The following is a 21,209-nucleotide window of genomic DNA, read 5'->3' as shown; positions in this document are numbered from 1 at the left end:
TGCGGAGCGTCAGGTCTCGTCCTCGCAGCTGGATCGTCGGCCTGCTCGCGGCCGGTATGGCGGCTCTGCTCACCGTTGGGTTCGCGCTCGTGGAGGCCGTCTATGGCGGGACGCGGCGCAGCATGATCGAGAGCGGGGCCGGAGACCTGCAGGTGTACCACTCCGGCTCGACCGAGCCGCCCCAGATGATGGTGGGGCCCGGTGGCCCTCCGGAGCTGCTGCCGCTGCCCGACTACGCCTCCACCGAGACGCTGCTGCGCGGTGTGGAGGGCGTGGGGGAGGTGGTGCCCCTGGAGACGGGGGTGGCCACGGTGTTCCGCGGCAACTACCTGGACGACAAGCTGGCCGCGGTGCGCGCCGTGGTGCGCGAGCCCGCCTCTCTGGAGCGCGAGGCCCGGCTGCGGAGGCTCGCCGAGGACCTGGCGCGCACCCTCCAGCGGGTGGCCGGGGACGCGCGCCGGCGCGAGGAGGCGTTCGCCAGCGATGAGGAGTCGCGGGAGGATCAGCGTGCGCTGGAGGAGGCCACCTCGGAGCGCTTCTGGGAGCGCTTCTCCACCGAGCCCCTGCCGGTCCTCGAGTTCCTCGAGAACCGCGTGGCCAAGCAGGTGGGCGAGGGCGAGACGCTCTTCGTGGACTACCTGGGCTCGGAGCTGCCGCGGTTCGCGAGGGCGTTTCCGCGCTTCGAGCTCGTGCAGGGGCAGATGCCTCCTCCGGGCAGCCGCGGCATCCTGCTGGGGCACGCCCTCTACGAGCAGTCCTTCAAGTTGCCCATGGCGTCCCGGCTGGACGAGGTGCGGCGCGAGCGCGAGCGGGGCAACACGCTCGCCGCCGACGAGCGGTTGCGGACGCAGGTGGAGCGCAACGTCGCGGAGATTCCGGACCTGCTGGCGCGGCTCGACGTGGAGCGGGCCACCGCGCTGCGGGCGGAACTCGCGCGCCAGCTGGGCCACGAGGGCGAGCTGGATGCGCTGCTCACGGAGTTCCTGAAGCTCGATGACGGCAATTTCGATGCGCGCTACCGCCTCTTCCATGACGCGCTCGCGCCCCATCTCCCGCTGTACCGCATCCGGCCAGGGGACACCCTGGTGGTGAAGGGGCTGCTGGGGATCGGCGGCGGCGTCCCGGTGAAGGTCTGGGGGACGTTCCGCTTCCGCGGGCTCGGTGGCGACACCAGCCGCGTCAACAGCACCAGCCTGATGGACCTCGTCACCGTGCGCCACCTGTCGGGCCGGCAGACCCGGGCCGAGGCGGAGGAGGCCCGGCGGCTCATCGACTCGTTCGGCCTGGCTGGCGGGACCGGGAGCCTGTCCACGGACGCGTTCGCTCCGCCGGCCATCGTCGACGGAGAGGTGAAGACGACGGGCAGCGAGGCCCCCGTCTTCGAGCGGGCGGAAGGGCTCTCGCCGAGCTTCACCGAGGAGGAGCTGCTGTCGGGCGGCATCCCGCAGGCCGCCTTGGTGCTGAAGCCCGGAGCGACGCCCGAGGAAGTGGCCGAGCGCATCCGCCAGCTCGTGAGCGACAAGGGCCTGCCCCTGACCACCGCGGACTGGCAGCAGGTGGGCGGCTTCATCAGCGGCGTGGTGGCGATGACGCAGGTGTTGCTGCTGGTCATCGCGTTGCTGCTCGGGCTCTTCGTGCTGCTGGTGTCCACCGGCACGTTGCTGTTGCTGGCACGCGAGCGGGTGGGCGAGGTGGGCACCCTGCGGGCGGTGGGCATGCAGCGCCGGCAGGTGTTCCTCGGGCTGCTGCTGGAGGGGCTGTTCCTGGGCGGGGCCGGCAGCGTACTCGGTATCGGGCTCGGGGCCGCCCTGCTGAAGGGCCTCATGGGCCAGGGCCTCGCCGTGCACGACGACACACTGCAGTTCTTCCTCGGAGGTCCGGTGCTGTACCCGCAGCTGGAGGCGTGGCACGTGCTGGCCGTGGGGCTGGGCGTGCTGGGGGTGGTGATGGGGGCGGCGCTGGTGCCCGCGTGGCGCGGCAGCGCGGTCACCCCGCTCGCGGCCATGCGTCAGGGGGAGGGCTGACACCATGCTGGCTCTCTTCCGCATCGCCCTGCGCAACCTCTTCCTCCACCGCGAGCGCGGCCTGCTGCTCTTCGGCGTCATCGCCGGCGCCAGCGCGGTGCTCGTCGGGATGATGGCCCTGAAGACCGGCGTCGCCTCGGCGCAGCGCGAGGCCGTGACGACGTTCCTGAGCGGGGACCTCAACGTCGGTGGTTTCTTCAAGGTGCACCCCGACACCATCTCCCCGGTCATCGGCGACGCCCGCCAGGTGCGCGCCGTGGTCGAGCCGCTCGTGCCCGCGGTGTGCCATCTGCGCGAGCGCGGGCGAGGCCAGCTCACCGCGGGCGCGGGCCGCTACCGGGCGCGCTCCTTCGTGGTGGGCCTGGACGTCTCCCGCGAGAAGGACGCCCTGCGCCTCTTCAAGGTGAAGGAGGGCGCGCTCGAGGGGTTGGACCGGCCGCGCACGGTGGTCCTCTCCACGCAGCTCGCCGGGCGGCTGCGGGTCAAGGTGGGGGACGTGGCCAGCCTCTTCGCGCAGACGGTGGGCGGCAAGCGCAACGCGCTCGACGTGGAGGTGGTGGCCATCACCGAGCGCGCCGGACTGTTGGGGGAGACCTCGGGTGTGCTCGTCTCCAACGCCACGCTGCGCGAGCTGGGCGGCTACCGGCCCGAGGCCGCCGGAGTGCTCCAGCTCTCCTGCGGCGAGGGCGTGGACATCGACGCCCTGGGCTCCGGTCTGCGCCAGGCGCTGCGCGACGCGAAGCTGGAGGTGCTGCCGGCCACGCATGAGGCCTTCGGGGACAAGCTGGCCCCGCTGCTGCGCGAGGGCTGGGCGGGCCAGCGGCTCGACGTCAGCACCTGGGAGGACGAGTCCGCCTTCCTCTCCTTCGTGACGGATGGGCTCGCGGCGCTGACGGTGCTGGTGGCGCTCATCGTGCTCGCCGTCGTCATCGTGGGCCTGTTCGTCTCCCTCAACGTCGCCGTGCGCGAGCGGACGCGGGAGATCGGCACGCTGCGCGCCATGGGCATGCAGCGCACGTCCGTGGTGGGCCTGTTCGTACTGGAGGGGCTGCTGTTGGGGTTGACGGCTTCTTTCGTGGGGGCGTTCGTGGCCACGGCCCTGTGCGCGCTCCTCCAGGGGGCCCTCTCCCTGCCCGAGGCCATGGCCAGCCTGTTCTTCAGCGGCACCCTGCCCCTGGAGCCGCGCCTGGGTGAGGCCCTGTTCGCGGTGCTCCTCGTCACCTTCGGGGCGGGGGTCGCCTCCATCCTCCCGGCGGCCCGCGCCGCCGCCCTCCCTCCTCGTTCCGCCATGGAGTCCCTGTGATGAAGCCACGTGCCCTGGTGTCCTCGTGTGTCCTGGCACTCGCCCTGCTGCAGCCGGCCCTGGCGGGCGCGGCCGACAAGGTCGCCAACGTCGAGAAGGCCGCCACGGCCGAGAAGGCCACCAGCAAGGCCTCCCCGGCGGAGCTCCTGCGCATCATCGATAAGCGGATGGGCTTCGCCAGTGACTACAAGGGCATCGTGCGCATGCGGGAGATCCGCAAGGACGGTGTCGAGAAGGCGTTCGAGATGAACGTCTACCGCCGCGACTCGGCGCAGGACCTGCTCTTCCTCATCACCCAGCCCCGGAACATGGCCGGCGGTGGCTACCTGCGCATCGGCAAGAACCTGTGGGAGTACAACGTCGCCGTGGGCCAGTGGGAGCGCACCACCCGGCGCGCCAACATCATCGGCACCATCGCCTGCGAGGGCGACTTCGACCGCTCCCGCCTCTCCGAGGACTACGAGGCCAAGGACGAGGGCGAGGAGACCATCAACGGCACCGCCTACCGCAAGCTGATGCTGACCGCGAAGCCCGAGGCCGAGGTCAACTTCCCCATGCTCCGGCTCTGGGTGGACCCCGACCACAACATCGTCAAGCGCGTGGGGTACGCGCCCTCGGGCAAGACGCTGCGCACCGACATCATCCGCAGCTACCAGCGGCTCAAGGACCCCGTGAGCGGCCAGACCGTCTACCACTACAAGGAGGTCCTTGAGCTGGAGGAGGAGGAGGGCACCCAGATGGTGGTGAAGTACGAGCAGGTGGAGCTGGCTCCGCTCAGCCCCAACATCTTCACCAAGTCCTGGCTCGAGGGCCGCATCCGCTAGTGGAGTCTTCACCGTGGATGTCCCCTCTCCCTCTGGGAGAGGGCTAGGGTGAGGGTATTTGTTCCAGAGCCCCCACTTGTGTGACAGAGCACAGGGGCAACCCGGGTGCTCCCCATACCCTCACCCCCCGCCCTCTCCCAGAGGGAGAGGGAGCATGCGGAACACGAGCAGGTCCTCGCTCGGCCCTTAATCCAGCGTCCGCGCCAGCACCGCGCGCAGCCGCTCCGCGAGCGCCTCCACGCCCGGGGGTTGCAGGGCACTGAAGTGGGCGCCCGGTACCGTCACCACGTCGATCCGCTCTCGCGGCACGTACCGGCCCCACCCGAGCGTCTCGTCCTGGGCCTGCGTGGCCTCGGCGCGCAGCAGCAGGAGCCGCGAGCCCGGGAGCGAAGGCACCTTCCAGCTCCGCACCTGCGGCACCAGCACCTCTCCGAGGATGTGCCAGAGCCGGGAGAGGTCCTTCCCCTCGAAGTGGCTCGCCGCGGTGCCCTTCGCGCGTGCTCGGGCCGCCACCACGTCCCACTTCGTCTCGGGAGCCAGCGGGGCCAGCTCGCGCCGCAGTTCCTCGTCGAGCACGCCGAACTCCTCGGCCACCAGCAGGGCGGGATCCACCCGCGTCGGCGCGATGACGTCGATGGTCTCGAAGGTGAGGGTGTCGAGCATGGCGAGCAGCTCCACCCGCTCGCCCGCCGCCTCGAGCGCCGCCGCCACACCGAGCGCGGGATAGCCACCGTACGAGTACCCCATGAGCCGGTAGGGCCCGTGGGGCTGCACGGCCTGGAGGTCCTTCACATACGCCGTGATGCGCTCGTCGAAGTTGGCGAAGGTGCGCCCGGACAGCGTCTCCGGAGCCTGGATGCCGAAGACGCGGAAGCCCGGCTCCAGCAGCGGCGCGAGGTGGCGGTAGTGGTGCAACTCGCCGTCACCCGGGTGGAAGAGGAAGAGGGGAGGCGCCTCGGCCGGGGTGCCGGGGCCGGACAGGCGCACCACGCTCGAGGAGGTCTCTCCTTCCGCCAGCAGCTCGCGCACCGCGTCCGCCGTGTCCTTCAACACCGGGTACTGGAAGAGCGCGGCCAGCGGCACGGGGACGCCGAACTCCTCCTCCATCCGCCCCAGCAGCCGCATGGCGAGGATGGAGTCGCCGCCAAGCTCGAAGAAGTTATCCTCGGGCTTGATGGTCGGCTGGCGCAGCACCTCGCTGAACAGCCGCTGCAGCCGCATCTCCAGCGTCGAGCGGAAGGGCGTCTCCAGCTTCGCCGAGGCGGGCTCCTCCACCGCCACGGGAGCGGGGGCCGCCATCGCGTCCGGATCCGGCAGGGCATGACGATCCACCTTGCCGTTGTTGTTGATGGGCAGCTTCTCCAGGACGACGAAGGCCGCGGGCACCATGTACTGGGGAAGCCGCTCCGCCACGTGCGCGCGGAGCGCGTCCGCCCGGACCGGGGCCGGTGCCTGCACGTAGGCGCACAGTTGCTGCACGCCCGCCGCCGAGGTACGGGCCACCACCACCGCCTCCTCCACCTCCGGGAAGCGCCGCAGGCAGGCTTCGATCTCCGACAGCTCGATGCGGAAGCCGCGGATCTTCACCTGGTGGTCCGCACGTCCGAGGAAGCGTAGCCGTCCGTCCGGCTGGAGCCGGGCCAGGTCACCTGTGTGGTACATGCGCGCGCCGGGCACGCCCGCGAACGGATCGGGCACGAAGCGCTCGGCCGTCGGGTCTGGCGCATCGAGGTAGCCACGCGAGAGCGCCGCGCCACCGATGTACACCTTGCCCGGCAACCCCGGGAGCACAGGCTGCAGGTGCTCGTCGAGCAGGTAGAAGCGGACGCGGGGGATGGGGCGGCCGATGGGGAAGGTGGCGTCGGTGCCCACGCCCTCGGCGCCGGGGATGTCGCACGTGGCGGAGGTGATGGTGCACTCGGTGGGGCCGTAGACGTTGACCCAGGGCGCGTGCGCGCCTCCCACGCGTTGCCAGGCCTCGAACGTCTCGCGCTTGAGCACGTCGCCGCCGGGGGCCAGCAGGTGCAGCCGCGAGGGCACTCGCTGTCCCAGGGCCTCCATCTGCCGGATCCACTCCTCGATGTACGTCGGTGGCAGGCTGATGATCGTGATGCCCTCCTGCTCCAGGTAGGGCGTCATCGTGTGTGCCGGCAGCAGGCCGCTGCGCATCACCACCGTGGCGCCCACCGCGAGCGGCGGGTACAGGTCCTCGGCCGCCGCGTCGAAGCTGAGCGGGGCGAACTGCAACATCCGGTCGCCAGGGCGCAGGCCGAAGCGCGCGGCGATGGCGAGGTTGTGGTTGACCACCGAGCGGTGCTCCACCATCACTCCCTTGGGCTCGCCGGTGGAGCCAGAGGTGAAGATGATGTACGCGAGCTGCGCGTCGGACACCGTCCGGGGCCCGGGGCCGAGCTCTCCCGGCACCCGCTCCGGTTGTGGCGGCACCTCCACCAGGGGCACGAGGGTGGCGTGTGCCTCCAGCAGCTCCGCGTCCACCCAGAGGCGCTTCACCCCGGCGCGCTCCAGCACCACGCGCTTGCGCGGCTCCGGCCAGCCCGGATCGAGCGGCACGTAGGCGCCACCGGCCTTGAGGATGCCGAGCAGCACCGCCAGGCCCTGCGCGGAGGGCTCCATCACCACGCCCACCCGCTCCTCGGGACGCAGACCCTGCTCGAGGAGCCGGGATGCCAGGAGGTTGGCCCGGGCGTTGAGCTCCGCGTAGCTCCAGGTGGTGGCGCCGTGGGAGACGGCGGGAGCCTCGGGCGTGCGGCGCACTTGTGCCTCGAAGGGCGTGTGCACGCAGGCCCCGGCGGGCACGTCCTGGGCTCCGCCGTCGAGCGCCTCCAGCACCCGCGCGCGCTGCTCCGCCGACAGCAGGGACAGGCGCGAGAGCGGCACGTCCGGGGCACGCACGGCCTCGGCGAGGAGCTGCTCGAAGGCGCGGGCCATGCGCTCAGACGTCGTCCGCGTGAAGAGGGCGCTGTCGGTGGCGAGGTCCCCGTCCATCACGCCCCCGGGCTTCTCCACCAGGTGCAGCACCACGTCATAGGCCGGGATGACGCCCTCGGCCGCGAGGTCCGATGCCGCGAGCCCCTCGAAGCCCGGGGTGCCGATGGAGTCGAGCAGCAGCAGCGCCTGGGCCAGCGGGGGGGCGGTGCGATCCGCGTCGGGCTGGACGGTGTCCGCGATGCGCTTGAAGGGCACCTCCTGGTGGGCCGTGGCGTGCGTCACGACGCCGAGGGCCCGCTTCAGCAACTCCCGGAAGGAGGGCTCTCCCGACACGTCGGTGCACAGCGGCAGCACCTGGGTGAAGTAGCCCACCAGGTGCTCCGTCTCGGGCAGGGTGCGCCCCGAGAACGGCGAGGCCACCACCACGTGCGGCTGGGCGCTCAGCCGGTGCAGCCATGCTTGCATGAGCGCCAGCACGGCGGTGAAGGTGGAGACGCCCTCGCTCCGGGCCAGCCCTCGGAGCACCTCCACGTCCCCGGGCCGCAGCGACAGCCGCACCGGCCGCATGTTGGCGTTGAGCGCGGGGGCCCGGCGCGGGAAGTCCAGCGGCAGGTCCAGCACCGTCGGCGCGTGCGCCAGCGCCCGCTTCCAGGACTCGAGGCTCTCCTCCATCTGGCGCAGGTGCTCGGGCCGCCGCTGCCAGAGGGCGAAGTCCGCGTACTGCACGGAGTCGGCCGGCCGCGCGGACGGCTCGCCCGCGAGCGGCGCACGGTAGGCCGCCGCCACCTCGTCCAGCAGGGCCCGCAGCCCCAGCCCGTCCACTACGAGGTGACTCACCGCCGCGAGGAGCGCGTGCCGCGTCCTCGTCGCGTCCAGCTGGAGCAGCTCGAAGCGGTACAGCGGGCCATGCGCCACGTCGAAGGGCTGGTGGTCGTGTCGGGTCGCGCGCTCCCGCGCCGCCGCCAGGGCCTCTCCGGAAGGCAGGTGCGAGAGGTCCGTCCGCGCGAGCAGCGGTCCGGACACCTCACCCGTGCGTACGAAGACGGTCTCTCCCTCCTGGAAGAAGGTGGAGCGCAGCGTCTCGTTGCGCTCCACCACCGTGGAGAGGGCCGCCTCCAGCCTCGCGCTGTCGAGCGGGCCCTCGAGCACCAGTCCGAGCACCACCACATAGGGCGGAGCCTCCGGGAGCTGCAGTGCGTACCAGAGCCGCTCCTGCACCAGCGACGCGGGGACGCGTGCCGGGCGGGGGCCGGATGGCCGTAGCTCCTCCCGCCGCCGGGGCGCGGTGCCGAGCCGGGCGGCGAGTCCCGCCACCGTGGGATCCGCGAAAAGGGTGCTCAGCGGCAGCTCCACGCCGAAGGCCCGACGCAGAGAGGCCACGAGCTGTACCGCGCTCAACGAGTGGCCGCCGAGCTCGAAGAAGTGGCCCGCCCTCCCTACGTGCTCGACGCCCAGCAACCGCTGGAAGAGCTCGGCCACCAGCTCCTCCGCTGGCCCGCGCGGGGGCTCGCCCGCGGGCCGCGGTGCTGGAGCCGCCACGGGCAGCGCGGCCAGGGCCTGGCGATCGACCTTGCCCGTAGGTTTGAGGGGGAGCGTGTCGAGCACGACGATGCGCGAGGGCACCATCGCTCCTGGGAGCGCCGAAGTCAGCGCCCCGCGCAGCGTCTCCTCCGCACGGGGGGCGTCCCCTTCGTAGGTAATGAAGGCCTCCAGGCGCGTCTCCTGGTGACGCTGGCGCGCGAGCACCGCCGCCTGGCGGACTCCGGGCTGGCGCAGGAGGGCGGCTTCGACCTCCTCCAGCTCGATGCGCATGCCGCGCACCTTCACCTGGAGGTCCGTGCGGCCCAGGAAGCTCAGGGTGCCATCGGCGTTCCACCGGACGCGGTCACCCGTGCGGTAGAGCCGGGCGCCGGGGACGCCGGAGAAGGCGTCGGGGACGAATCGCTCGGCCGTCAGCTCCGGGCGCCCGTGGTAGCCGCGTGAGACGCCCTCGCCGCCGATGTGAAGCTCTCCCGGCACGCCGGGGGCAACCGGCTGGCCGAGCGCGTCGAGCACGTACACGCGCACCCGGTCGAGCGGACGCCCCAGCCGGATGGGCGCGCCCGGACGCATCGGGTGCAGGGTGGTGATGCAGGTCGTCTCGCTGGGGCCGTAGCCGTTGAGCAGCTGGACCCGGCCTCCCGCCAGCCGGCGCACCAGCGACTCGGGAGGGGCCTCGCCTCCGAGCTGGAGGAACAAGAGCCGCTGGAAGGCCTCGGGTGCCTCCGGCTCGTCGAGCGCTGCCGTCACCACGGACGGGGTGGCCATCAGGTGTGTCGCCCGGTGGTGGACGATGTCCCGGGCCAGCCCCAGGGCTCCGGTCTCCCGCAGGATGATCGTCGCGCCCCGTGCCAGCGGATAGAGCAGCTCCACCACGTGGACGTCGAACGCCACCGAGATGGCCGCCAGCACGATGTCACCCGGGCACGTGGGGTACGCGGCATCGGCCGCCTCGAAGAGGTGGCAGAGGTTGAGGTGGGTGAGCTCGACGGCCTTGGGCTCGCCGGTGGTGCCGGAGGTGAAGAGGACCAGCGCGAGGTTCTCCGGCTCGGCGGCTCCGAGCGCGGCTTCGGTGCTCTGGGCCTCGGGCGTCACGTGCGCGATGGCGGGGAGCGCCTCGGGGAAGGATTCGGGACGCGCCACCACCGCGCGTGCGCCCGCGTTGCGCAACAGGGCGATGCGGCGCTCGAGCGGGTGTGAAATCTCCAGGGGCAGGTAGGCCGCGCCCGCCTTGTGGACGGCCAGCAGCGAGACGAGCAGCTCGGTGGTGCGCTCCAGGCAGACGCCGATGACGGACTCGGGGCCCGCTCCCAGCGAGGCGAGATGCCGGGCGAGCGCGGTGGCTCGCGCGTCCAGCTCCCGGTACGTCAGCGCGCCGTCACGCGCGACGAGGGCCGTGGCCTCCGGCGTGCGTGCCACCTGGGCCTCGAAGAGGGCGGCGAAGGTGGCGCGGGTGTTGAGCGGACGGGGGGGCGTGTTGAAGACCCGTACCACGCGCTCGCGCTCGTCCTCGGAGAGGAGGCGGAGGGAATCGAGGCGGGTATCGGGGGCCCGCAGGGCGTGGGAGAGGAGCTGGAGGTAGTGCTCCAGCAGTCGCTGCACCGTGGAGGGCTCGAACAGCTCGGCGCTGTACTCCAACTCCAGCTCCAGCGAGGAGCCGGACTCCTGGACGACGAGGGCCAGGTCGAACTTGGCGGCGGTGACGGGCAGGTAGCGGTGGCGGACGGAGAGGCCGGGCAGGGCCTCGGCCAGGGCGTGCGCGGAGTGGTTCCAGGCGAAGGCCACCTGGACGAGCGGCGCGTGCGAGGGGCTGCGCTCCACGCCGAGGCGGGAGACGAGCCGGTCGAACGGGACGTCCTGGTGGGCGAAGGCCTCGAGGGCGGTGGTGCGGACCCGCGACAGGAGCGCGGAGAAGGAGGCGGAGGGCTCCAGGTGGGTGCGCAGCACCAAGGTGTTGGCGAAGAGGCCGACGACGTCCTCGGTGGCCGGGTGGGTACGGCCGGAGACGGGAGTGCCGACGCACACGTCGTCCTGGCCCGAGTAGCGGGAGAGGAGGGCGGCGAAGGCGGCGTACAGGGCCATGAAGGGGGTGACCTGGTGCTGGCGGCACAGGGCACCCAGGGCCTGGGCGAGTGAGTCGGGCAGGCGCAGGCGCGAGGTGGAGCCACCCTTGTCGGAGAGGACGGAGGGGCGGGGCTTGTCGGTGGGCAGCTGGAGCAGGCGGGGCGCGGTGGTCAGTTGCCGGGTCCAGTACTCCAGTTGCCGCTCCTCGCGGGAGGCGAGCGCGGGCGAGCGCAGCCAGGCCGCCACGTCCGAGTAGTCCAAGGCGGGCGCGGGGAGCGAGGGCTGTTGGCCCTGGCTGAAGGCGGAGAATGCCTGGCCGAGCTCACGCAGGAAGAGGGAGAGGGAGAGCCCGTCGACGAGCAGGTGGTGGAAGACGGCGAGCAGCACGTGGCGCCGGGGCGAGAGCCGCCACAGCCAGAAGCGGTGGAGAGGGCCGGCCTCCATGAGGAAGGGCCTGTCCATCTCCTGGCGCAGGCGCGAGAGGAGGAGGGCCTCGGAATCGGGAGCGTCCTCCAGGGACTCCGTCCGCAGCACTTGCGCGGGCAGCGGCTGGATGACGGGCAGCGGGCGCCCCTCATGGGCGGTGAGGGTGGTGCGCAGCACCGGGTGGCGCGTCAGCACCAGCCGCAGGGCCTCTTCCAAAGCGGAGGAGCGCAGCTCGCCCTCCAGCTCCACGAGCTCCGTGATGTGGTAGGCGCTGGAGTCTGGCTGGAGCTGTTGCAGGAACCACATGCGCTCCTGGGAGAAGGAGAGCACGGGGGGCGCATCGGCAGGGCGCGGCGAGGGCGCTGGCACCTCGTGCAGCGCGCTGCCTTGTAGTCCGGTCAGGACACGTGCCAGTCCGGCCACGGTGGGTGAGGCGAAGAGGGTGCTGAGTGGCAGCTCCACGCCGAAGGACTGGCGCACACGGGCCACCAGCCACGTCGCGTTCAGCGAGTGGCCTCCCAACTGGAAGAAATGGTCCTCGCGCAGGACCTTGTCGAGGCCGAGGACCTGGCAGAAGAGCTGTGCGAGCAACTCCTCGACGGGCCCGCGCGGAGGCTGGCCCTCGGCGGTGCCCACCGACTCCTCCACGGGCAGGGCAGCCAGGGCCTTCCTGTCCACCTTGCCATTGGGGCTGAGGGGCAGGGACTCCAGCAGCACGAAGCGCGCGGGCACCATGTAGCCCGGCAGAGCACGGCCCAGGGCCTGTTGCAGCGAGGCCTCACTATTGCCCGGCTCGGCCACGACGAAGCCCACCAGGTACTTGTCGCCGGGACGGCGCTCGCGAGCCATCACCACCGCCGAGCGCACCGAGGGCAAGCGCAGCAGGGCCGACTCGATTTCCGCCAGCTCGATGCGCATGCCGCGCACCTTCACCTGGAAGTCGGCGCGGGCGACGAACTCCAGAGTGCCGTCGGGCAGGCGGCGGCCCAAGTCACCGGTGCGGTAGAGGCGGGCACCAGGGGAGGAGGAGAAGGGGTGGGGGAGGAAGCGCTCGGCGGAGAGCTCCGGGCGGTTGAGGTAGCCACGGCCCACGCCGACGCCGCCGATGAAGAGCTCACCCACCACGCCGACGGGGACGGGCTGAAGGGAGTCGTCCAGGACGTACACCTCCATGTTGGCCTTGGGGGTGCCGATGGGGGTGCTGGCGCGCGAGGGCGCTGCATGCAGGGAGTGGACGGTGGCGGTGTCGGAAGCCTCGGCGGGGCCGTAGGCGTTGTGCAGGGGGATGGAGGGGAAGAGGGAGAACCAGGAGCGGCAGAGGGAAGGAGGGAGGGCCTCGCCGATGGTGACCATGCGGCGCAGGCGGGAGAAGGAGGGCAGGGAGGAGGCCTGTCCGTCTTCCAGCATGGACTGGAGGACGGAGGGCACCAGCTGCACGGAGGTGACGCCGGCCGACTCTAGGGCATGGGCCAGACGCGCGGGCTCGCGCACCAGCTCGTCCTGGAAGAGCCAGGTGGTGGCGCCCAGGGCGAAGGCGCCCAGCATCTGCCAGACGGAGATGTCGAAGCTGAGAGCGGCTGTCTGCGCGAGCACCTCCTCGGAGGACAAGCCGAGGGAGAGCTGCATGCCCAGGATGTGGTTGAGCATGCCGCGCTGGTCGATCATGACGCCCTTGGGGACGCCGGTGGAGCCAGAGGTGAAGAGGACGTAGGCCAGGCAGTCGGGGGAGTCGCGGCGAGGCAGGGGCTCGGGACTCTGGGCTTCCCAGCCGGAGAGGGAGAGGAGGCGAGGGCGCTGATGCGCGGGTAGACGCGAGAGGGCCTCGGCCAGCAGGGAGTCGGAGTCACCGAGAGAGAGGGCGAAGGGAGCACGGCTCTCGGCGAGCACCTGTGCGATGCGGGCCGGGGGGAGCCGAGACTCCAGGGGAAGGAAGGCGCCGCCAGCCCTGTGGATGGAGAGGACGGCGCGGACGGTGGCCTCGGAGCGGGGGCCGACGAGGGCGACGAGGGACTCAGGGCCGACACCCTGGGCCGCCAGCACGCGAGCGACACGGTGGGTGTGCGCGTCCAACTCGGAATAGGACCACTGGCCGCCGTCGAAGGCGAGGGCGGGCTTGTGAGGCGTGCGCTGGGCGTGAGCGGACAGGAGCGAGACGACCGTGTCCCGTGGATCCAGAGGGTGATGGGTCTGGTTGCAGGCACGCAGGACGAAGTGACGCTCGTCCTCGGAGAGCAGGCGCAGGGAGTCGAGTCGAGCGGTGGGAGCCCGCAGCGCATGGGAGAGGAGCTGGAGGTAGTGCTCCAACATCCGCTGCACCGTGGTGGCCTCGAACAGCTCGGCGCTGTACTGAAGGGAAAGCTCGAAGCCGGCGGAGCTCTCGGCGACGCTGAAGTAGAGATCGAACTGGGTGGTGCCGGTGTCCACGTGCACAGGGCGTGCGCCGAGATCGGACAGCGCCTCGGCCAACGTGTGCTCCTCCTGGTACAGGTCGAACATCACCTGGAAGAGCGGAGTCCGATCGAGGCTGCGCTCCACACCGAGCGTCTCGACGACGCGCTCGAAGGGGGCCTCCTGGTGCGCGTGTGCGGCCAGAGTGGTCTCGCGCACCTGGGCCAGCAGCTCCGCGAAGGGGCGCGCGGCACCCAGGCGGGTGCGCAGCACCACGGTATTGAGGAAGAGGCCCACGAGTCCTTCCGCGGCCACATGGGCGCGGCCGGAGACGGGAGTGCCGACGCACACGTCGTCCTGGCCCGAGTAGCGGGAGAGGAGGGTGGCGAAGGCCGCGTACAGGGCCATGAAGGGAGTGACCTGCTGCTCGCGGCACAAGGCGCGCAGCGCCTGGGCGAGGGCGGGGGGCAGTGGGAGCGGTCTCGCCAGTGCGCCCTTGTCCGTCCGGAGGGCTGGCCGAGGCCTGTCGGTGGGCAGCTCCAGCAGCGGAGGCGCGCCGGCGAGCTGCTGCTTCCAGTACTCCAGGTGGGTGGCCTCACGGGCCGCGACGGCGGGCAGGCGCTGCCAGGCGGCGAAGTCGGAGTACTCCAGGGGCAGCGCCGGGAGCTGGGGCACCTGCTGACGGCTGAGCGCGGTGTAGAGGGCGCCCAGGTCCTGGATCAGCACATTGAAGCCCCAGCCGTCCACGACCAGGTGGTGCAGCACCACGAGGAAGACATGGCGTTGGGGTGAGAGGCGCAGCAGGCGGAAGCGGTAGAGCGGCCCTTGTTCCAGCTGGAAGGGGCGCGAGGCCTCCTCGTGCAGGCGGCGGGACAGGAACGCCTCATGCCCGGCTTCGGCCAGGGAGGACAGGTCCTCGGTGTCCAGCACGCGCGAGGGCACCGGCTGGAAGGACAAGAGCGGGCGGCCCTCGGAAGAGGGGAAGACGGAGCGCGGCGCGGTGTGGCGCGCGAGCAGCTGGCGCAGGGCCGTGTCGAGCAACTGCGCGTCGATGGCGCCGCTCAGCTCCACCGCTCGGGCCACGTTGTAGGCCGCCGACTCTGGAGCGAGCTGTTGCAGGAACCACATGCGCTCCTGGGAGAAGGAGAGCACGGGGGCCGTACCAGCCGGGCGAGGCGAGGGCGCCGGTACTTCCTGCCCGGCGCTGCCCTGGAGCCGAGACACCTCGCGAGCGAGGCCCGCCACGGTGGGTGAGCCGAAGACGGTGTTGAGCGGTAGCTCCACGCCGAAGGACTGGCGCACACGAGCCGCCAGCCGCGTCGCGCTCAGCGAGTGGCCGCCCAGGTGGAAGAAGTCTTCTTCGCGCAGGACCTTGTCGAGGCCGAGGACCTGGCAGAAGAGTTGTGCGAGCAGCTCCTCGACAGGCCCGCGCGGAGGCTGACCCTCGGCGGTGCCCACCGACTCCTCCACGGGCAGAGCGGCCAGGGCCTTCCTGTCCACCTTGCCGTTGGGGCTGAGGGGCAGGGACTCCAGCAGCACGAAGCGCGCGGGCACCATGTAGCCCGGCAGAGCACGGCCCAGGGCCTGTTGCAGCGAGGCCTCACTATTGCCCGGCTCGGCCACGACGAAGCCCACCAGGTACTTGTCGCCGGGACGGCGCTCGCGAGCCATCACCACCGCCGAGCGCACCGAGGGCAAGCGCAGCAGGGCCGACTCGATTTCCGCCAGCTCGATGCGCATGCCGCGCACCTTCACCTGGAAGTCGGCGCGGGCGACGAACTCCAGAGTGCCGTCGGGCAGGCGGCGGCCCAAGTCACCGGTGCGGTAGAGGCGGGCACCAGGGGAGGAGGAGAAGGGGTGGGGGAGGAAGCGCTCGGCGGAGAGCTCCGGGCGGTTGAGGTAGCCACGGCCCACGCCGACGCCGCCGATGAAGAGCTCACCCACCACGCCGACGGGGACGGGCTGAAGGGAGTCGTCCAGGACGTACACCTCCATGTTGGCCTTGGGGGTGCCGATGGGGGTGCTGGCGCGCGAGGGCGCTGCATGCAGGGAGTGGACGGTGGCGGTGTCGGAAGCCTCGGCGGGGCCGTAGGCGTTGTGCAGGGGGATGGAGGGGAAGAGGGAGAACCAGGAGCGGCAGAGGGAAGGAGGGAGGGCCTCGCCGATGGTGACCATGCGGCGCAGGCGGGAGAAGGAGGGCAGCTGGCCGTCTTCGAGGAGGGACTGGAGGACGGAGGGCACCAGCTGCACGGAGGTGACGCCAGCGGACTCCAGGGCATGGGCCAGACGCACGGGCTCACGCACTACCTCGTCCTGGAAGAGCCAGGTGGTGGCGCCCAGGGCGAAGGCGCCCAGCATCTGCCAGACGGAGATGTCGAAGCTGAGAGCGGCCGTCTGCGCGAGCACCTCCTCGGAGGACAAGCCGAGGGAGAGCTGCATGCCCAGGATGTGGTTGAGCATGCCGCGCTGGTCGATCATGACGCCCTTGGGGACGCCAGTGGAGCCAGAGGTGAAGAGGACGTAGGCCAGGCAGTCGGGGGAGTCACGCCGCGCCAAGGGCTCGTGGCTCTGGGCTTCCCAGCCGGAGAGGGAGAGGAGGCGAGGGCGCTGATGCGCGGGTAGACGCGAGAGGGCCTCGGCCAGCAGGGAGTCGGAGTCACCGAGAGAGAGGGCGAAGGGAGCGCGGCTCTCGGCGAGCACCTGGGCGATGCGGGCCGGGGGGAGCCGAGACTCCAGGGCAAGGAAGGCACCGCCAGCCCTGTGGATGGAGAGGACGGCGCGGACGGTGGCCTCGGAGCGGGGGCCGACGAGAGCGATGAGGGACTCGGGGCCGACGCCCTGGGCAGCCAGCACGCGCGCGACACGGTGGGTGTGCGAGTCCAACTCGGCATAGGACCACTGGCCGCCGTCGAAGGAGAGGGCGGGCTTGTGAGGCGTGCGCCGGGCGTGAGCGGACAGGAGCGAGACGACCGTGTCGTCAGAGGACAGGGACCGGTGCGTGTCGTTGCAGGCACGCAGGACGAAGTGGCGCTCGTCCTCGGAGAGCAGGTTCAGCGTTCCGAGGCGGCTGGTGGGCACCCGCAGCGCGTGAGAGAGGAGCTGGACGTAGTGCTCCAACATCCGCTGCACCGTGGTGGCCTCGAACAGCTCGGAGCGGTACTCCGCCTCCAGCTCCAGGCCGTTGGCGCCGGTTTCATGAACGACGAGGGCCAGGTCGAACTTGGCGGCGGTGGAGGGCACCGGGAGGGAACGGGCCTCGAGACCTGGGAGCTCCTCCGAGAGCGGGCGGCCCGCGTGATTCCAGGCGAAGGCCACCTGCACGAGTGGCGCGTACGAGAGGCTGCGCTCCACGCCGAGCTGGGAGACGAGCCGCTCGAAGGGGACGTCCTGGCAGGCGAAGGCCTCTAGCGATGTGGAGCGCACCTGGGCCAGCAGGTCGGAGAAGGTCGCCGCCGGCTCGAGGCGGGTGCGGAGCACCACGGTGTTGGCGAAGAGGCCGACGACGTCCTCGGTGGCCGGGTGGGTGCGGCCGCCGACGGGAGTGCCGACGCACAGGTCATCCTGGCCCGAGTAGCGGGAGAGGAGGGCGGCGAAGGCGGCGTACAAAGCCATGAAGGGGGTGACCTGGTGCTGGCGGCACAGGGCACCCAGGGCCTGGGCGAGCGCGGGGGACAGGGGGAGGCGCGAGGTGGAGCCACCCGTATCGGAGAGGACGGGAGGACGCGTTCTGTCGGTAGGCAGTTGCAGCAGGCGAGGCGCATCGGCCAGCTGCCGCCGCCAGTACTCCAGCTGACGGTCCTCCCGGGCGCGCACCGGCGCGGAGCGCTGCCAGGCGGCGATGTCCGAGTACTCCAGGTGCGGTGGGGGCGTGGCGGGCGCCTGTCCCTGGAGGAGGGAGGCGTAGGCCTGGCCCAGCTCGCGCAGCACGAGCCCGAGGGAGAGGCCATCCACCAGCAGGTGGTGGAAGACGAGCAACAGCACGTGACGCCGGGGCTCCAGCCGCCACAGCACGAAGCGGTGGAGCGGCCCTGTCTCCAGGAGGAAGGGCCTCTCCATCTCCTCGCGCATCCGGGCCCGCAGGTGGGCCTCGAGCCCGGCCACGTCGGACACGTCGGCCAGGGACTCCACCCGCAGCACCCGCTCGGGCACTGGCTGGACGCGAGGACGCGGGCGCCCCTCGTGAGTGGCAAGGGTGGTGCGCAGCACCGGGTGGCGCGTCAGCACTCGCCGCAGGGCCTCTTCCAGCGCCGACTCCCGCACCTCGCCCTGGAGCTCCACGGCCTCGGCCATGTGGTAGGCGGTCGAGTCCGGCTGGAGCTGTTGCAGGAACCACATGCTCTCCTGGGCGAAGGAGAGCACGGGCTCCTCTCCGGCCGGACGCGCGGTGGGGGCGGGCAGATCGTCCGCGCTGCCCTGGAGACGAGACACCTCACGCGCCAGCCCCGCCACGTTGGGCGAGCCGAAGATGGCGCTCAGCGGCAGCTCCACGCCGAAGGACTGGCGCACGCGGGCCACCAGACGCGTGGCGCTCAGCGAGTGGCCTCCCAGGTGGAAGAAGTCGTCCTCGCGCCGCACCTTCTCCAGGCCGAGCACCTGCCGGAAGAGCTGTGTCAGCAGTTCCTCGACGGGCCCGCGCGGAGGCTGGCCCTCGCCCTCGTCGCTCCCCGCCGATTCCTCCACGGGCAGCGCCGCCAGGGCCTTCCTGTCCACCTTGCCGCTCGTCGTGAAGGGCAGGGCCGGGAGCACGGCGAAGCGCGAGGGCACCATGGCCTCGGGCAGCGTGCGCCCCAGCGCCTCCCGGAGCCGCTTCGCCGCCTGGGCGGACTCTCCCTCCAGGACGAGGAAGGCGTCGAGCCGCGTGTCGCGCCCTCGGCCGCGCACCACCACGGCGGCCTGGCGGACTCCGGGCTGGCGCAGGAGGGCGGCTTCGACCTCTTCCAGCTCGATGCGCACGCCGCGCACCTTCACCTGGAAGTCCGTGCGGCCCAGGAAGCTCAGGGTGCCATCGTCGTTCCACCGGACGCGGTCGCCCGTGCGGTAGAGCCGGGCGCCGGGGACGCCGGAGAAGGCATCGGGGACGAAGCGCTCGGCCGTCAGGTCCGATCGGCCCCGGTAGCCCCGCCCCAGCGGTGTGCCGCCGATGTAGAGCTCGCCGGGCACTCCCGGAGGCACGGGTTCTCCGCGCCCGTCGAGGACGTACAGCCGGCACCGGTCCAGCGGACGCCCCAGGCGCACGGGCCGGTCGGGCAGCGTCCGCTCCGCTGCGACGTTGATGCTCGTCTCCGTGGGGCCGTAGGTGTTGATCAGCTGTGTCCGCGTCAGCGCGAGCTGTTGCACCAGAGGGTCCGGCAGCACCTCGCCGCCGGTGACGAGCACCTTGAGTGAGCGGAAGGCCTCCAGCGCGCCGGGCTCCTCCAGCGCGGTGGCCAGCGAGGAGGGCGTGATGACGACGTGCGTGATGCCGTACCGGAGGATGTCGCGCCCCAGCCCCAGCGGACCCACCTCGCGCAGGATGGTGCTCGCGCCGCGGGTGATGCTGAAGAGCAGCTCCTCCAGGTGGATGTCGAACGAGAGGCTGCCGGACGAGGCCCAGCGGTCCCCGGCATGCGTCTCGTAGTACGGGTCGAAGGCCGCGAAGCAGTGGACGACGTTGCGGTGGGTCAGCTCGACGCCCTTGGGCTCACCCGTCGAGCCGGAGGTGTAGAGCAGGTAGGCGAGGTGCTCGGCGCGGGCGCGCAGGGGGGGCGTGGAAGGCACGGCCTCGCGGACCCGCACGTCTGGAGACACCAGGGGCACCTCCAGCTCCACCCCGGAGAACAGCCCGGGCCGGGAGACGACGAGCCGCGCGCCGGACTGCCGCAGCAGCGCCGCGCGGCGGGCCGCCGGGTGGGAAGCCTCCAGGGGGAGGCACCCGGCGCCACTCATGAAGATGGCCAGCAGCGACACCACCGCGTCGAGTGAGCGCTCCAGGCACAGGCCCACCACCTCTTCTGGCCCGGCCCCCGCGGCCGCCAGGTGCGCGGCGAGGCGCGAGGCCTGGGTGGCGAGCTCGCGGAAGGTGAGCGTGCCCTCGGGGGCCACCACCGCCGGAGCGTCCGGGGTGCGCGCCACCTGGGCCTCGAAGAGGGAGACGACGGTGGCCTCGGCGTCGAAGGGCCGCTCGGTGTCGTTGAAGGCGTGGAGCACCTGCTGGCGCTCAGCGGAGGAGAGCAGGTGCAGCTCGCCTACGGACGTCAGGGGCGCCGTCACCGCGTGCTCGAGGAGCCGGACGTAGTGGCCCAGCAAGCGCTGGACGGTGGCGGGCTCGAACAGCTCGGTGCTGTACTGCACGGAGAGCGAGAAGCCGGCCGCGTTCTCGATGACGGTGAGGCCGAGGTCGAACTGGGTGGTGCCGGTGTCCACGTGCACCGGGCGCGCGCCGAGCCCGGACAGGGCATCCGCGAGCGAGCGCTCCTCCTGGTACAGGTCGAACATCACCTGGAAGAGCGGAGTGCGGCCGAGGCTGCGCTCCACCTGGAGCGCCTCCACCACGCGCTCGAAGGGGGCCTCCTGGTGCGAGTAGGCGGCGCGGGTCGTCTCGCGCGCCTGGGCCAGCAGGGCGGAGAAGGAGGTGGCGGGAGAGACCGTGTCGCGCAGCACCACGGTGTTGACGAAGAGGCCCACCACGCCCTCCACCGTCAGGTGCGAGCGGCCGGCCACGGGTGTTCCCACGCACAGGTCCGTCTGCTGCGAGTACCGGTGCAGCAGCGCGGTGAAGGCCGCGTAGAACACGGTGAAGGGCGTCACCTGCTGCTCGCGGCAGAAGGCGCGCACCGCCGCGGCCAGTGGTGCCGGCAGCGCGGCCGGCTCGGTCTGCGTGCCCAGGTCCGAGCGCACCGCGGGGCGCGGCTTGTCGGTGGGCAGCTCCAGCAGCGCGGGCGCGTCGGCGAGCCGCTGCTTCCAGTACTCCAGGTGGGTGGCCTCACGGGCCGCGACGGCGGGCGAGCGCTGCCAGGCGGCGAAGTCGGTGTACTCCAGCGGAGGCACGGGCAGCTGGGGCACCTGCTGGCGGACGAGCGCGGTGTAGAGCGTGCCCAGCTCGTGCATCAGCACGTTGAGGCTCCAGCCGTCCACGACCAGGTGGTGCAGCACCAGCAGGAAGACGTGCCGCTGGGGCGAGAGGCGCAGCTGGCGGAAGCGGTAGAGCGGTCCCTGTTCCAACTGGAAGGGACGCGTGGACTCCTCGTGCAGTCGGCGGGACAGGAGCGCCTCGCGCTCGGCGTCGGCCAGGGAGGACAGGTCCTCGGTGTCCAGCACGTGCGAGGGCACCGGTTGGAAGGACAGGAGGGGACGGCCCTCGGAGGAGGGGAAGACGGAGCGCAGCGCGGTGTGGCGCGCGAGCATCTGGCGCAGGGCCGTTTCGAGCACTCGCGCGTCGATGGCGCCGCTCAGCTCCACCGCCCGGGCCACGTTGTAGGCCGCCGAGCCGGGCGAGAGCTGGTGCAGGAACCACATGCGCTCCTGCGCGAAGGAGGGAACGGGCGGCTCGTGGGAGGGACGCCGTACCGGCCCCGCGTCGCGCACGACGTTGGGCGTGCCGGAGCTGGCGGCCGGCTTGTTCCGCTCCAGCATCTGCTTGAGCAGCGCGCGCTTTTCACCCGGCGTCAGCTGGTCGAGGTCTTTTCGCGAGGTCATGGGGAGAGTCAGCGTGTT

The 21,209-nt window shown here is 71.8% G+C and carries 4 protein-coding genes; 3 read left to right on the top strand and 1 reads right to left on the bottom strand.

The annotated features are described in order from the left end of the window. Nucleotides 1–56: 56 nt before the first annotated feature. Genes JRI60_RS38895 through JRI60_RS38885 form a run of 3 tightly spaced genes read left to right on the top strand, consistent with a single transcriptional unit; the run spans nt 57 to nt 4,151 of the window. Complete coding sequence (locus JRI60_RS38895) at nt 57–2,024, top strand: FtsX-like permease family protein (RefSeq protein ID WP_239469979.1); 1,968 nt, start codon at nt 57–59, stop codon at nt 2,022–2,024. Nucleotides 2,025–2,028: 4 nt separating this feature from the next. Beyond that, a complete protein-coding gene (locus tag JRI60_RS38890) occupies nt 2,029–3,327 on the top strand; it encodes an ABC transporter permease (protein WP_204221074.1) in 1,299 nt (432 codons plus the stop codon). Continuing rightward, a complete protein-coding gene (locus tag JRI60_RS38885; RefSeq protein ID WP_204221073.1) occupies nt 3,327–4,151 on the top strand; it encodes an outer membrane lipoprotein-sorting protein in 825 nt (274 codons plus the stop codon). Before JRI60_RS38890 ends, JRI60_RS38885 begins: the two co-directional genes overlap by 1 nt. A gap of 186 nt (nt 4,152–4,337) precedes the next feature. On the opposite strand, the gene JRI60_RS38880 is transcribed toward JRI60_RS38885, so the two are convergent. Beyond that, nucleotides 4,338–21,191: a non-ribosomal peptide synthetase gene (locus JRI60_RS38880; RefSeq protein ID WP_239469978.1), complete on the bottom strand. Its 16,854-nt coding sequence runs from the start codon at nt 21,189–21,191 to the stop codon at nt 4,338–4,340. Nucleotides 21,192–21,209 lie beyond the last annotated feature (18 nt).

Source organism: Archangium violaceum, from assembly GCF_016887565.1.
Classification (GTDB): Bacteria; Myxococcota; Myxococcia; order Myxococcales; family Myxococcaceae; genus Archangium; species Archangium violaceum_B.
This window is presented reverse-complemented; position numbering and strand designations above follow the sequence as displayed.